General features: G+C 62.6%; 14 protein-coding genes. 9 read left to right on the plus strand and 5 right to left on the minus strand.

Features of this window, described 5'->3' with window-relative positions; translation table 11 throughout:
* Nucleotides 1–24 precede the first annotated feature (24 nt).
* Both HU752_RS09565 and HU752_RS32095 read left to right on the plus strand, forming a co-directional pair.
* Nucleotides 25–567 (plus strand): acireductone dioxygenase, encoded by a 543-nt coding sequence (locus tag HU752_RS09565; RefSeq protein WP_186677368.1) that lies wholly within the window; start codon nt 25–27, stop codon nt 565–567.
* Nucleotides 568–793: 226 nt separating this feature from the next.
* The gene (locus HU752_RS32095) at nt 794–1144 is read left to right on the plus strand and encodes a response regulator transcription factor (protein ID WP_186677366.1); all 351 of its coding nucleotides are present in this window, start codon (nt 794–796) and stop codon (nt 1142–1144) included.
* A gap of 9 nt (nt 1145–1153) precedes the next feature.
* Here the strand turns inward: HU752_RS32095 and HU752_RS09575 are convergent, their stop codons facing one another.
* On the minus strand, nt 1154–1426 hold the full coding sequence (locus HU752_RS09575) for a DUF3509 domain-containing protein (protein ID WP_186677362.1): 273 nt from the start codon (nt 1424–1426) through the stop codon (nt 1154–1156).
* 379 nt (nt 1427–1805) lie between these two features.
* On the opposite strand from HU752_RS09575, the gene HU752_RS09580 reads away from it, so the two are divergent.
* The 5 genes from HU752_RS09580 to HU752_RS09600 all read left to right on the plus strand — a co-directional run bounded on the left by HU752_RS09580 (nt 1806) and on the right by HU752_RS09600 (nt 7586).
* Nucleotides 1806–3644, plus strand: a complete 1839-nt coding sequence (locus tag HU752_RS09580; protein WP_186677359.1) for a long-chain-acyl-CoA synthetase — start codon at nt 1806–1808, stop codon at nt 3642–3644.
* A gap of 107 nt (nt 3645–3751) precedes the next feature.
* Nucleotides 3752–4270: an ankyrin repeat domain-containing protein gene (locus HU752_RS09585; RefSeq protein WP_186677356.1), complete on the plus strand. Its 519-nt coding sequence runs from the start codon at nt 3752–3754 to the stop codon at nt 4268–4270.
* A 93-nt stretch (nt 4271–4363) separates the two neighbouring features.
* The gene (locus tag HU752_RS09590; RefSeq protein WP_186677354.1) at nt 4364–4894 is read left to right on the plus strand and encodes a hypothetical protein; all 531 of its coding nucleotides are present in this window, start codon (nt 4364–4366) and stop codon (nt 4892–4894) included.
* A 74-nt stretch (nt 4895–4968) separates the two neighbouring features.
* Nucleotides 4969–5160: a PLDc N-terminal domain-containing protein gene (locus tag HU752_RS09595; RefSeq protein WP_186677351.1), complete on the plus strand. Its 192-nt coding sequence runs from the start codon at nt 4969–4971 to the stop codon at nt 5158–5160.
* Nucleotides 5161–5504: 344 nt separating this feature from the next.
* On the plus strand, nt 5505–7586 hold the full coding sequence (locus HU752_RS09600; protein ID WP_186677349.1) for an LTA synthase family protein: 2082 nt from the start codon (nt 5505–5507) through the stop codon (nt 7584–7586).
* Nucleotides 7587–7681: 95 nt separating this feature from the next.
* Here the strand turns inward: HU752_RS09600 and HU752_RS09605 are convergent, their stop codons facing one another.
* The gene (locus HU752_RS09605; protein WP_186677347.1) at nt 7682–7834 is read right to left on the minus strand and encodes a DUF3309 family protein; all 153 of its coding nucleotides are present in this window, start codon (nt 7832–7834) and stop codon (nt 7682–7684) included.
* Between the two features lie 320 nt (nt 7835–8154).
* Here HU752_RS09605 and HU752_RS09610 point away from each other — a divergent pair, with 320 nt between their 5' ends.
* Entirely contained in the window at nt 8155–8970 is an 816-nt protein-coding gene (locus HU752_RS09610) for an SDR family oxidoreductase (RefSeq protein WP_186677345.1), read from the plus strand.
* 184 nt (nt 8971–9154) lie between these two features.
* Nucleotides 9155–9352 carry a carbon storage regulator CsrA gene (gene csrA, locus HU752_RS09615; protein WP_186677343.1) on the plus strand — a complete coding sequence of 66 codons (198 nt, stop codon included), beginning with the start codon at nt 9155–9157 and terminating at the stop codon, nt 9350–9352.
* A gap of 10 nt (nt 9353–9362) precedes the next feature.
* On the opposite strand, the gene HU752_RS09620 is transcribed toward csrA, so the two are convergent.
* The 3 genes from HU752_RS09620 to ngg all read right to left on the minus strand — a co-directional run bounded on the left by HU752_RS09620 (nt 9363) and on the right by ngg (nt 12762).
* The gene (locus HU752_RS09620; RefSeq protein WP_186677341.1) at nt 9363–9590 is read right to left on the minus strand and encodes a YheU family protein; all 228 of its coding nucleotides are present in this window, start codon (nt 9588–9590) and stop codon (nt 9363–9365) included.
* Between the two features lie 86 nt (nt 9591–9676).
* Nucleotides 9677–10870, minus strand: a complete 1194-nt coding sequence (locus HU752_RS09625; RefSeq protein WP_186677340.1) for an osmoprotectant NAGGN system M42 family peptidase — start codon at nt 10868–10870, stop codon at nt 9677–9679.
* Between the two features lie 146 nt (nt 10871–11016).
* Nucleotides 11017–12762: an N-acetylglutaminylglutamine synthetase gene (gene ngg / locus HU752_RS09630; RefSeq protein ID WP_186677337.1), complete on the minus strand. Its 1746-nt coding sequence runs from the start codon at nt 12760–12762 to the stop codon at nt 11017–11019.
* Nucleotides 12763–12764 lie beyond the last annotated feature (2 nt).

Raw genomic sequence — 12764 nt, forward strand, 5'->3', positions numbered from 1 at the left:
CCCGCCCCGAGGAAATAGAAGCCCATGAGCAGTCTGTTCGTTTACCCCGTTAGCAGCCCGGACCTTCCGAACAAGGTCCTGACCCATGTCGACGACATGGCCTCGACCCTGACGGAACTGGGCGTTCGTTTCGAGCGCTTCTGCGTGGCGACAGCGGTTCGTCCTGGCACCGCCGAAGAGGACGTGCTCGACGCCGCCCGGGCGCAACTCGATCAATTGATGACTCAGCATGGCTGCGTCGCGGTCGAGGTCATCAGCCTCGACAACAACCATCCGCAGAAGGCCGAGCGCTGTGCGGCACTGCTGCGCGAACAGCGCCAGGATGCCGGGCAGGTGTGGTGCTTCCTCGGTGGTCGCGGGCAACTCAGCCTGCATCTCGGCGATTATGTTTATGCCGTGCAGTGCGAGAGGAATGACCTGGTGGTGGTCCCGGCCGGTACCGCCCATTGGTTCGACCTGGGCGAAGAGCCTCGCTGCGTGGTGCTTCGCCTGTTCGACAAGACCGAGCGGGCGCTCAGCCTGGTCGAAGATGACCTGGCGGGCCGTTTCCCCGGCCTTGACGACTGAAGGCCCGGGGGGCCGACATTAAACAATCGCCACACGGCTGGAGTGATTAAAACTTGAGTCGGAAGTGAATGTTTCAAATTGTAGGATGCTGCCTAATGAAATGTCGGCCATCCCTGTTTATGTTTGTGGTTGGTTGTTAATTCCCGCTTCTGTGTAACTCTCTATTTTTGACGGTTGTCTGGCCAACAGCTGTGCGAACTGTTGAAAATCACAGGGAGAAACAGACATGAGCATTTCCAGGATACTGGCGGCCGGTGCTGCGCCCACGGCTGTGCACCGGCCGGCAGATATCGAGGAGTCGAGAACAGCGCTTAAACAGGATGTTGTTCAAGTGGCGTTGCTGCCGGTCTTGAAGAAGAACTGCAGAAACCGTCTTTCCAAGGCCCAGACACTCAGCGAGAAGGAACTGGAAGTTCTCCGGTGGGCGCGAGCGGGCAAGACGGTGTGGGAAATCAGCATGATCCGCAACGTGTCCGAAGCCACGGTGAAGTTTCACCTGCGCAACATCTATCACAAGCTGGGTGTGAGCAACCGGGCTCACGCGGTGGGCGAGGCCGTCAACCGCGGCCTCGTCTAGTGGCCCGTTTCAGTGGTAGGACGGCAGGGCGAAGCGGTTCTGGCTCTGCAGCAGGGAAATGGCTGGCAGTTCGCTTGGCTGCTCGGCAAGGTCGCGACGAATCGCGCTGATCACCCAGGTCAGTTGCTCGGCAGTGTGCAGTTGGGCATAGGAGATGCAGCGTTTCATCTGCTTGCCGTCGCGGTCGCGCAATGTCAGCAGCACACCGCCATCGGGACGTGGCTGGGTGGTGACTTCGTAGTTGGAGAATACAGAAGAGAATTTTTCCTGGATCAGGTCCATGTCGATCGACTCCGTCAGCGAGTTAGTGGCTAGGCATGGAGTCATGGTTGCAGTGATTGTGCCAGCATCCTTGATTTTAAAAATCCATATAAATCAATTGGTTAGCGTTATTTTGGAATCGTGGCGTCGTGCAAAATGCAAGATTGGCTATCGTGCATCCTGCATTTTGCCCAGCGGTGGCCGATGGCGGTCCTGATCAGCGCGAGGATACAAAACTTTGCAAAACCTTCATGTACAGCTTCGCCGGGGTTGCCGTATTTTCGAAGCGAGACGGGCCCCCGGTGAGGCTGCGAATTCCGGGGCTGCAACAAGGAAGGTTGGCGAGGTTGTCGGCCCGGACGACGTTCGCTCGATAATAATAAAAGACAGGATGTGACCCATGAACGTTCAACATGATGACGTGATCACCTGGGGCATGATGCTCCGCAAACTTCCCACTGTTGCCAAGGCGCTGCCGCGTGTCATTCGCGGGCTCAAGCTGTCCAAGGTGAAGACCCCCGACCAGCCCTGTGGGCTCGCCTGGAGTTTCGAGCAGGCGGTAGCCCGCAATCCCTCGGGCGCGGCACTGCTGTACGGCAACCGTTCCCTGAGCTACCAGCAGGCCAACCAGTGGGCCAACCGCATCGCCCACTACCTGCTCGGCCAGGGCATCGGCAAGGGCGATGTGGTGGGCATCCTCGTCGAGAACCGGATCGAGCTGCTGGTAACGATCCTGGCGGTCGCCAAGGTGGGCGGTGTCTGCGCGATGCTCAACACCTCCCAGACCCAGGGCGCACTGGTGCATAGCATCACCCTGGTGTCGCCGGTGGCGATGGTGGTCGGTGCGGAACTGCTCGGTGCCTATTCGGCCGTGAGCGATCAGGTCGACATCGATCCGGCCCGGCACTACTTCGTGGCGGACCAGGACACCGACGTCGATCCGGGCGAGGCGCCCGCGGGCTGGATCAACCTGATGGGTGCCAGCCTCGGCCAGGACCAGACGAACCCGGCCACCAGCCAGCAGGTCTTCGCTGATGACCCGTGCTTCTATATCTATACCTCCGGGACCACTGGCCTGCCCAAGGCCGGGATTTTCCGCCATGGCCGCTGGATGAAGACCTACGCCAGCTTCGGCCTGATCGCTCTCGACATGGGCCCGCAGGATGTCCTTTATTGCACCCTGCCGCTGTATCACGCCACCGGCCTGTGCGTGTGCTGGGGATCGGCGATCGCCGGGGCTTCGGGATTCGCTTTCCGGCGCAAGTTCAGCGCCAGCCAGTTCTGGGAGGAGGCGCGGCGCTTCAATGCCACGACCCTGGGCTATGTGGGCGAGCTGTGCCGCTACCTGCTGGACCAGCCGCCGAGCCCCGCGGACCGGGACAACAAGGTGACGAAGATGATTGGCAACGGCCTGCGTCCCAGCGTCTGGCGGGAGTTCAAGCAGCGTTTCGACATCGATCACATCAGCGAATTCTACGCCGCCAGCGATGGCAACATCGGTTTCACCAACGCGCTCAACTTCAACAACACCATCGGCTTCTCGCTGATGTCCTGGGCCCTGGTGGAGTACGCCCCGGATTGCGGCACGCCATTGCGCGATGCCAACGGCTTCATGCGCAAGGTGCCCAAGGGAGGGCAGGGCCTGTTGCTGGCCCGGATCGACGACAAGGCGCCGCTGGATGGCTACACCGAATCGGCCAAGACCCAGAAGGTCGTGTTGTGCGACGTGTTCGAAAAGGGCGACCGCTACTTCAATACCGGCGACCTGCTGCGCGACATCGGCTTCGGGCATGCCCAGTTCGTCGACCGCCTGGGTGACTCCTACCGCTGGAAGGGCGAGAACGTCTCGACAACCGAAGTGGAAAACATCCTGCTGCAGCATCCGCACATCGCCGAGGTGGTGGCCTATGGGGTGGAAATCAACAACACCAACGGTCGCGCCGGAATGGCGGCGATTACCCCGGCCGAATCGTTGGCGACCCTGGATTTTACCGAGCTGCTGAGTTTTGCTCGCCAGCAGATGCCGACCTATGCGATCCCGCTGTTCCTGCGCGTGAAGCTGAAGATGGAAACCACCGGCACGTTCAAGTACCAGAAGGGCCGGCTCCGCGACGAAGCCTTCGATCCCGGCAAGGTCGGCGAGGATCCGATCTATGCCTGGCTGCCGGGGTCCGATACGTATGTGCAGGTGACCGGGCAGATACATGAGGAAATCCATGCAGGCAAGTTCCGTTATTGATTCTGGCTATGGAAGCGCTTGAAAAATAAGGCATGACAGGGAAACTCAAGCCCGAGAAACTGGCTCCATAGATCACCAGTTTCTCGTTGAGCCACAGGGAGTCCGAAATGTCCGATCAAGCCCGCCAAATGACCGAAGAAGAAGCCGCCGAGTTTGCCGAGCAGGTATTCGACGTGGCCCGCAAGGGCGACGCCGCGATGCTGGCCGCGCTGTTGAGCAGCGGCCTGCCGGTCAACCTGCGCAACCACAAGGGCGATACCCTGCTGATGCTCGCCAGCTACTACGGCCACGTCGATGCGGTCCGGGTGTTGCTCGAGCACAAGGCCGATCCGGAGATTCGCAATGCCAACGGCCAGAGCCCGATCGCCGGTGCCGCCTTCAAGGGCGACCTGCCGATGGTCAAGCTGCTGGTCGAAGGGGGCGCACAGGTCGAGGGCGCTTCGGCGGACGGCCGCACGGCGTTGATGATGGCGGCGATGTTCAACCGCACCACGATCGTCGAGTACCTGCTTGGCCAGGGTGCCGATCCGCAGGCAACGGATGCCAACGGTGTCACGGCACTGGCGGCAGCCCAGACCATGGGCGCGGTGGATACCGCCGCGCAACTGCAACAGCTCCAGGCGTGAAGTCGCCGACGCCGTGCAGGTCCGGTACCTGCGCGGCGCCGGCATTTGCGCTATCCTTCGCGCCCCGAACAGCCCCAGGTCGCAGGATCCCCCATGAAAACCGCCCTTATCGAACTCATCACCAAAATCAGCTCCGGCTGCATGGGCGAAGCCGAGATCCAGCAGATTGCCGACGAGGCTGCCCAGGCGTATGCCGACGAGGCCGGCTTTCTGGCGGCCAACCCGGACATCAACTATGACGACAGCTTCCCGATCCCGTTGGGTGAGTGGGTCGTGGTCGGCAGCCTGCCGGAGACGGTCCTGTTCCAGGCCGATACCTACATGGACCTGTTCGCGCAGATCGTTGCGTCGTTCGGCAAGGACGTACCGTTCAATATCAAGCCCAAGCAACTGGCCAAGGTCGAGCCGCTGACGGCGCTGAACCGGATCCAGATCCAGCTCTCGAGCATGAACCCGGAGATGGGCGGCTACGTGCTGCTCAATTTCAGCCAACTGCTGGATGACGAGCTGCAGGCCGTGCTGGTCTATGGCAACGAGCTGGCGCGGGTCCTGGAGTTGTGCGAGCAGGTCGGCATCGCTGCCGCGCCGTCCCTGGAAGCCCTGCGGGTCGCGCTGCACGTCTGAGGCCGGTAATGGAAGGAACCCTGGCCGTGGCCGGCTATCCTAGATAGGGCCAGTCCTCACTCGGGAGCAGCACCATGGGTTCCACCTTCAACGGCTTTATCGGCCTGATCATCCTTGCGCTGGATATCTGGGCCATTCTCAACGTACTGAAAAGCGGTGCCGAAACCGGGATGAAAATCCTCTGGGTATTGCTGATCGCGCTGTTGCCGGTCCTGGGCCTGATCATCTGGGCGATTGCCGGACCGCGGGGCGACGTGCGGGTCTAGTCACGACGCTCCGAAAGTCATGAACGAGGCCTGCCAGAGCGGTGCAATGCGTTTTGGCAGGCTGCCTTTTTTGTGTATCAAAACATGCGCCGGACGAAATTTTCACATTCCGTCTAAGACAATTCCTGCGTCTGATTTAGCCCTGTCATACTTCAAATCTTTGTTCTACAAAGATTTTTCGCCTTGGCGAGGGCAGATTTCAACGGCTAATCACGATACATGGGTGGTAAACCATCGATGATCGTGCAACATTTGCCGGCTTCGCGCCTCTCTCGTGGTGAATCGAGGGCAGGACGCCGCTGAAACCGACTTTTCAACTTGAATCCAACGAGTCCTCAATCGACATGGCAAACCCGGACGCCCTGAGCACGCAGCGCCCCTCAACGCGCCTGCCGCAACCGTCAGTCAAGTCTCATCTGGCTTACACCCTGTTGTGTGCATTGATCATGATGGTGATGTTCACCCTGTTGCGGGTGGCATTGCTGGTCTACAACCGCGAGATGATCCTCGATACGCCGGCCTCGACCTTCCTCGAGGCGTTCGGCAACGGCCTGCGCTTCGACATCCGTATCGTGGTCTACTTCCTCGTGCCGCTGACGCTGGCGTTTCTCAGTGCCCGGGCCATGGCTGCGCGTGGATTCTTCCGCGTCTGGTTGACGGTGACGTCGAGCCTGGCGCTGTTCTTCGGCCTGATGGAGATGGACTTCTATCGCGAGTTTCACCAGCGCCTCAACGGCCTGGTGTTCCAGTACGTGAAGGAAGATCCGAAAACCGTGATGAGCATGCTCTGGTACGGTTTCCCGGTGGTCCGCTACCTGCTGGCCTGGGCCGTGGGCACCGTGGTGCTGAGCCTGCTGTTCCGTGGCGCCGACCGGATCACCCGTCCCCGTGCCGGCTACACCGCGAGTGCGGGCAGCCGCGCCGTCGCGCCCTGGTATGCCCGTACCGTGCTGTTCGTGGTGCTGCTGCTGATCTGCGTCGTCGCCGTTCGCGGCACCCTGCGCCAGGGGCCGCCGCTGCGTTGGGGTGATGCCTATACCACCAACTCGAACTTCGCCAACCAGCTGGGTCTCAATGGTTCGCTGACGCTGATCGCGGCCGCGCAGAGCCGCCTGTCCGATGACCGCAACAACATCTGGAAGGCCACCCTGCCACAGCCACTGGCCCAGCAGACCGTGCGTGACATGCTGCTGACCGCCAACGACAAGCTGGTCGACAGCGATATCGCCGCGATCCGCCGCGACACCACGCCACCGGCTGAAAACACCCTGCCGATCAAGAACGTGGTGGTGATCCTGATGGAGAGCTTCGCCGGTCACTCGGTCGGCGCCCTCGGTCGTCCCGGCAATATCACTCCGTACTTCGACAAGCTGTCCAAGGAAGGCCTGTTGTTCGAGCGGTTCTTCTCCAACGGTACCCACACCCACCAGGGCATGTTCGCCACCATGGCGTGCTTCCCGAACCTGCCTGGCTTCGAGTACCTGATGCAGACGCCGGAAGGCAGCCACAAGCTGTCCGGCCTGCCGCAACTGCTCAGCGCCCGCAAGTATGACGACGTGTATGTCTACAACGGCGACTTCGCCTGGGACAACCAGTCGGGCTTCTTCGGCAGCCAGGGCATGACCACCTTCATCGGCCGTAACGACTTCGTCAACCCGGTGTTCTCCGACCCGACCTGGGGTGTGTCGGACCAGGACATGTTCAACCGCAGCCTGGAGGAGCTCAAGGCTCGCGAAGCGACTGGCAAACCGTTCTATGCGCTGCTGCAGACGCTGTCCAACCACACGCCGTACGCGTTGCCGACGCCGCTGCCTGTTGCGCCGGTGACCGATCGTGGTCCGCTCAACGAACACCTGACCGCGATGCGCTACTCCGACTGGGCACTGGGCCAGTTCTTCGAGAAGGCCCGCCAGGAGCCCTACTTCAAGGACACCCTGTTCGTGGTTGTGGGTGACCATGGTTTCGGTAACGAGGAACAGATCACCGAAATGGACCTGGGACGTTTCAACGTACCGCTGCTGTTGATCGGCCCGGGCATCCAGGAGAAGTTCGGTGCACGTCGCGATACCGTCGGTACCCAGATCGACATCGTGCCGACCATCATGGGTCGCCTGGGGGGCGAGTTCCGCCAGCAGTGCTGGGGACGTGACCTGCTCAACCTGCCTGAGGGTGACCATGGTATCGGCATGATCAAACCGTCGGGCAACGAGCCGACCGTGGCACTCGTCACCGGTGACCGGGTCCTGGTTCAACCCAAGGATGTGCCAGCCCGACTCTGGAGCTACCACTTGGGCGCCAACCCGGGTGGCGAAGTGCTGCCCAACTCGCCGGACGAGGCCGAGCTGAAGCAAACACTCGGTTCGTTCATCCAGACCGCTACCAAGAGTCTGCTGGATAACACCGCAGGTGTCGCACCGAGCAAGTAACACCGTCCGGTGATCCGCGCAGCATGAAAAACGCCCCGAATCCGGGGCGTTTTTTTTGCCTGCAGGAGCGGCAGGAGAGTGGGCTTGCGCCGGGATCATATCCTGCCGAGCAATACCAGGATCAGCAGAATGACGAGTACCGTACCGATGACGCCCGACGGACCGTAACCCCAACTCCGGGAGTGCGGGAAGACTGGCAGACCACCGATCAGCAACAGAATCAGGATGACAATCAGAATAGTACCCATGGTGTTTTCCTTGTTGGTTATCCCGTCAGTACAAAGTTCGATTCATTGATCAACTAACGAACCGCCTTAACTTTCCGACTGGGCGGTTGACTGGAAAATTCAGTTTTTCTACCAAGGTATTTTTCCCGGCATTTATTCCGCGTATTTATTGCCGCTGGTGCACTTTCCCGTGGGCGCCGGTGGAACTTGCAGGCGACGCGACAGTCGTCCTCGGCCAGGACTTTGCCTCCAGTATTCAGCAATCTGATGGTGCATGGGCGGCTGATCTTCCTTCGCTACACTGCGGCTCAACTTCCTCGGAACGCACAAGGCATCCTCCTATGCAAAATCGCATCATGATCACTGGCGCCGGCTCTGGCCTGGGCCGCGAAATCGCCCTGCGCTGGGCGCGCGAAGGCTGGCGACTGGCCTTGTCCGATGTCAGCGAGGCCGGCCTGCAGGAAACCCTGGGCCTCGTGCGCGAGGCCGGTGGCGACGGTTTCACCCAGCGTTGCGATGTGCGTGACTACAGCCAGTTGACGGCCCTGGCCCAGGCCTGCGAGGTCAAGTTCGGTGGCATCGATGTGATCGTCAACAACGCGGGCGTAGCCTCCGGAGGCTTCTTCAGCGAGCTGTCCCTGGAGGACTGGGAGTGGCAGATCGCGATCAACCTGATGGGTGTGGTCAAGGGCTGCAAGGCCTTCCTGCCGCTGCTGGAGCAGAGCAAGGGCAAGATCATCAATATCGCGTCCATGGCCGCCTTGATGCAGGGGCCGGCGATGAGCAACTACAACGTTGCCAAGGCTGGGGTGGTGGCCTTGTCCGAGAGCCTGCTGATCGAGCTGGCGCAAGAAGAGATTGGCGTGCACGTGGTTTGCCCGTCGTTTTTCCAGACCAACCTGCTGGACTCTTTCCGCGGCCCGACTCCCGCCATGAAGGCCCAGGTCGGCAAGTTGCTGGAGAGCTCGCCGATTACCGCCAGCGATATTGCCGACTACATCTACCAGCGTGTCGCCGAGGGCGAGTTCATGATCCTGCCCCACGAGCAGGGGCGCATGGCCTGGGCCCTCAAGCAGAAGAATCCGCAGTTGCTCTATGACGAAATGACCGTGATGGCCAACAAAATGCGGGCCAAGGCCCGGCAGTCCAGCCAATAAGCTGGCGGAGCGCCCCGGCTGGAATCGCTACGGCGAAAAGTCCTATGGGGCGCAGTATGAAATCTGATTCTGTAGGGCGAATCGGCCGTGTCGGTAAGGGCCGGCTGATTTGCCGCTACCGCATTGAAGGGGCCGATCCGGCGGGGCAGTCTTGGGCACTCATAAACCCTTGAGGATGAGTGCCATGCTTGTATTGAGCCGTGTCGTGGGCGAGAAGATTTCCATCGGCGACAACATCACCGTGCGGATTCTCGCGGTCAATGGCAATCACGTACGCTTTGGCGTGGAAGCGCCGAAGAACGTCAACGTCCACCGTGCCGAGATCTATCGCCGGATCCTGACGAAGGTCGACCCCGTCCGCGATCCGGTGGCGCAGAGCTAGAACCTTCGCCTCAGTCGAAGAACTCCTTGGGCACCGCATGCTTGGGCACCAGCTGGCACTGCTGGCTTTCCAGGTCGAAGAAGATCACCGCCTGGCCCTTGCTCAACGCCTGCCGGACCCTGAGCACGCGAGTCTCCTGGGGCGTGTCGTCGCCGTTGTCGGTGCCATCGCGGCTGACGAAGTCCTCGATCAGCCGGGTCAGGGTGTCGGGTTCGAGTTGGTCGTGGGGAATCAGCATGAACGGTTCTCTTCGGGAATCGGCGTGATGCTACTGCGACTTGCCGGGCGCGGCTACCGCTAATCGGTCGGCAGCCGCGTTTCCCCTTAGTCCGCTGGGGTGCGCTGGCCGATCAGGCTGTCCACCGTCGGCACCCGGGTGTCGCTTTCCATCTGTGTCTCGTGTTCCAGCTGCCGGCTGAAGCGGTCGAGGGAACCGCTGGCTGGTTGCGCATCGCTGGCGAACACCGGCGGGCTCAGCAGGTAGGCGCCGAGCAGGCGGCTCAGGGCCGCGAGGCTGTCGATATGGGTACGTTCATAACCGTGGGTGGCGTCGCAGCCGAAGGCCAGCAGTGCCATGCGGCTGTCGTGCCCGGCGGTCGCTGCCGAATGGGCATCGCTGAAGTAGTAGCGGAACAGGTCACGGCGTACCGGCAGCTCGTGGGTCGTCGCCAGGTTCAGCAGATGACGTGACAGGTGGTAGTCGTAGGGGCCGCCGGAGTCCTGCATGGCCACGCTGACCGCGTGTTCGTTCGAGTGCTGGCCGGGGGCGACCGGGGCGATATCGATGCCGACGAACTCGCTGACATCCCAAGGCAGGGCGGCCGCTGCGCCACTGCCGATCTCCTCGGTGATGGTGAACAGCGGGTGGCAGTCGATCAGCGGTTGCACACCGCTTTCGACGATGGCCTTGAGCGCGGTGAGCAGGGCTGCCACGCCGGCCTTGTCGTCCAGGTGGCGGGCGCTGATATGGCCGCTTTCGGTGAACTCCGGCAGTGGGTCGAAGGCAACGAAGTCGCCGATGCCGATGCCCAGCGAGTCGCAGTCGGCCCGGGTTGCGCAGTAGGCGTCCAGGCGCAGTTCGACGTGATCCCAGCTGACCGGCAACTCGTCCACGGCGGTGTTGAAGGCGTGCCCGGACGCCATCAACGGGAGCACGCTGCCGCGAATCACTCCGGTATCGGTGAACAGGCTAACCCGGCTGCCCTCGGCGAAACGGCTGGACCAGCAACCGACCGGGGCCAGGCTCAGCCGGCCATTGTCCTTGATCGCCCGCACGGCGGCACCGATGGTGTCCAGGTGGGCCGAGACGGCGCGGTCGGGGCTGCTCTGGCGACCCTTGAGGGTGGCGCGGATGGTGCCGCGGCGGGTCAGTTCGAAGGGAATGCCGAGCTCTTCCAGGCGTTCGGCGACATAACGCACGATGGTGTCGGTGAAGCCGGTCGGGCTGGGAATGGCGAGCATTTCCAGCAGTACCCGTTGCAGGTAGTCGAGGTCGGGCTGGGGGAGTGGGGTGGTCATGGCTACTCCTGTTCCGGTGGGAGGGGGAACCGTTGTGGGAGCCGGCTTGCTGGCGATAGCGGTGCGTCAGTCGACAGGGGGGCGACTGTCAGATCGTCATCGCCAGCCAGCCGGTTCCACAGGTCAAGGCTCAGGCATTGAATGGGTCATTGCGCCGGCCGGCTATGGGGAAACAACAGGTCGATGAAACGTTCGGCGGTCGGCTGCGGTTCGTGGTTGGCCAGCCCGCAACGCTCGTTGGCCTCGATGAACACGTATTCCGGCCGGTCCGCCGCAGGCACCATGAGGTCCAGCCCGACCACCGGGATATCCAGTGCTCGCGCCGCCCGTACGGCGGCCTCGGCCAGTTCCGGGTGGAGGATGGCCGTCACGTCCTCCAGGCTGCCGCCGGTGTGCAGGTTGGCGGTCCGTCGCACGGCCAGTTGTTCGCCCTGGGCCAGGACCGTGTTGTAGTCATACCCGGCGGCATGCAGGGTGCGCTGGGTTTCCGCATCGAGGGGAATCCGGCTCTCGCCCCCGGTGGCCGCCTGGCGTCGGCGGCTCTGGGCCTCGATCAGCGCCCCGATGCTGTGCTGGCCGTCACCGATCACCTGGGCCGGGTGGCGCACGGCGGCGGCGACCACCTGGAAACCGATCACCACGATGCGCAGGTCCAGACCTTCGTGGAAGCTTTCCAGCAGCACCCGGCTGTCGAAGGCGCGTGCGGCCTCGATGGCCTGTTCGACTTCGGCGGCGCTGCGCAGGTCGACTGCCACGCCCTGGCCCTGTTCGCCGTCCAGGGGCTTGACCACTACCCGGCGGTGCGTTCGCAGGAACGCCTTGTTGTCCTCGGCGTCGGCGGCACGCTGTTGCTGCGGTACGTTGAGGCCGGCGTCACGCAGGACCCGGTGGGTCAGGCTCTTGTCCTGGCACAGGGTCATGCTGATGGCACTGGTCAGGTCGGTCAGCGACTCGCGGCAGCGCACCCGGCGCCCGCCGTGGCTGAGGGTGAACATGCCGGCGGCGGCGTCGTCGACCTGCACGTCGATACCGCGGCGGTGGGCTTCCTCGACCAGTATCCGGGCGTAGGGATTGAACTCGGCTTCCGGGCCCGGGCCGAGGAACAGCGGCTGGTTGATGCCATTCTTGCGCTTGATGGCAAAGGTACTGAGGGTGCGAAAGCCGAGCTTGGCGTAGAGGCTCTTGGCCTGGCGATTGTCATGCAGCACCGACAGGTCGAGGTGGCTCAGGCCACGGCTCATGAAATGCTCGACCAGGTGCCGTACCAGCACCTCGCCGACGCCCGGCCGGCTGCACTGCGGGTCGACTGCCAGGCACCAGAGGCTGCAGCCATGCTCCGGATCGTGGAACGCCTTGCGATGGTTGAGGCCCATGACGCTGCCGATCAGTGCCCCGCTGTCCTCGTCCTCCGCCAGCCAGTACACCGGTCCGCCCTCATGGCGCGGGGTCAACAGCTGCGGATCGATCGGCAGCATGCCCCGGGCGAGGTAGAGCTGGTTGATCGCCTGCCAGTCCTCGGGGCTCTGCGCCCGGCGAATACGGAACCCGCGAAACACCCGGGTGGCCGGACGGTAGTCGCTGAACCACAGACGCAGGGTGTCCGAGGGGTCGAGGAACAACTGCTGCGGCGCCTGGGCCAGCACCTGCTGGGGAGCGGCGACATACAAGGCAATATCCCGCTCGCCGGCCTGTTCGTTGAGCAGTTCTTCGGCCAGTGCGGCCGGATCGGCGAAGGTGTGGCCGACCAGCAGCCGGCCCCAGCCGCAGTGCACGGCCACCGGCGCCGCGGCCGGCTCGCTGCCGTCCTCGGCCAGGCGTGCCTGCAGGCGTTCGTAGGAGGGCGGCTGGCCGCGCAGCAGGCGTTGGCTGTAGGTCGTGGCGTGAGCTTTCATCC

It is taken from the genome of Pseudomonas vanderleydeniana, from assembly GCF_014268755.2.
Taxonomy (GTDB): domain Bacteria; phylum Pseudomonadota; class Gammaproteobacteria; order Pseudomonadales; family Pseudomonadaceae; genus Aquipseudomonas; species Aquipseudomonas vanderleydeniana.

Coding starts and splice junctions, on each gene's coding strand:
- HU752_RS09620 (WP_186677341.1), bottom strand. CDS start 9,590: ATGCTGATTCCCCACGACCAACTCGAACCCGACACCCTGACCCGGCTG.
- HU752_RS09590 (WP_186677354.1), top strand. CDS start 4,364: ATGAAAACCGCCCTTATCGAACTCATCACCAAAATCAGCTCCGGCTGC.
- HU752_RS09625 (WP_186677340.1), bottom strand. CDS start 10,870: ATGACCACCCCACTCCCCCAGCCCGACCTCGACTACCTGCAACGGGTA.
- HU752_RS09585 (WP_186677356.1), top strand. CDS start 3,752: ATGTCCGATCAAGCCCGCCAAATGACCGAAGAAGAAGCCGCCGAGTTT.
- HU752_RS09575 (WP_186677362.1), bottom strand. CDS start 1,426: ATGGACCTGATCCAGGAAAAATTCTCTTCTGTATTCTCCAACTACGAA.
- ngg (WP_186677337.1), bottom strand. CDS start 12,762: ATGAAAGCTCACGCCACGACCTACAGCCAACGCCTGCTGCGCGGCCAG.
- HU752_RS09600 (WP_186677349.1), top strand. CDS start 5,505: ATGGCAAACCCGGACGCCCTGAGCACGCAGCGCCCCTCAACGCGCCTG.
- csrA (WP_186677343.1), top strand. CDS start 9,155: ATGCTTGTATTGAGCCGTGTCGTGGGCGAGAAGATTTCCATCGGCGAC.
- HU752_RS32095 (WP_186677366.1), top strand. CDS start 794: ATGAGCATTTCCAGGATACTGGCGGCCGGTGCTGCGCCCACGGCTGTG.
- HU752_RS09580 (WP_186677359.1), top strand. CDS start 1,806: ATGAACGTTCAACATGATGACGTGATCACCTGGGGCATGATGCTCCGC.
- HU752_RS09605 (WP_186677347.1), bottom strand. CDS start 7,834: ATGGGTACTATTCTGATTGTCATCCTGATTCTGTTGCTGATCGGTGGT.
- HU752_RS09595 (WP_186677351.1), top strand. CDS start 4,969: ATGGGTTCCACCTTCAACGGCTTTATCGGCCTGATCATCCTTGCGCTG.
- HU752_RS09610 (WP_186677345.1), top strand. CDS start 8,155: ATGCAAAATCGCATCATGATCACTGGCGCCGGCTCTGGCCTGGGCCGC.
- HU752_RS09565 (WP_186677368.1), top strand. CDS start 25: ATGAGCAGTCTGTTCGTTTACCCCGTTAGCAGCCCGGACCTTCCGAAC.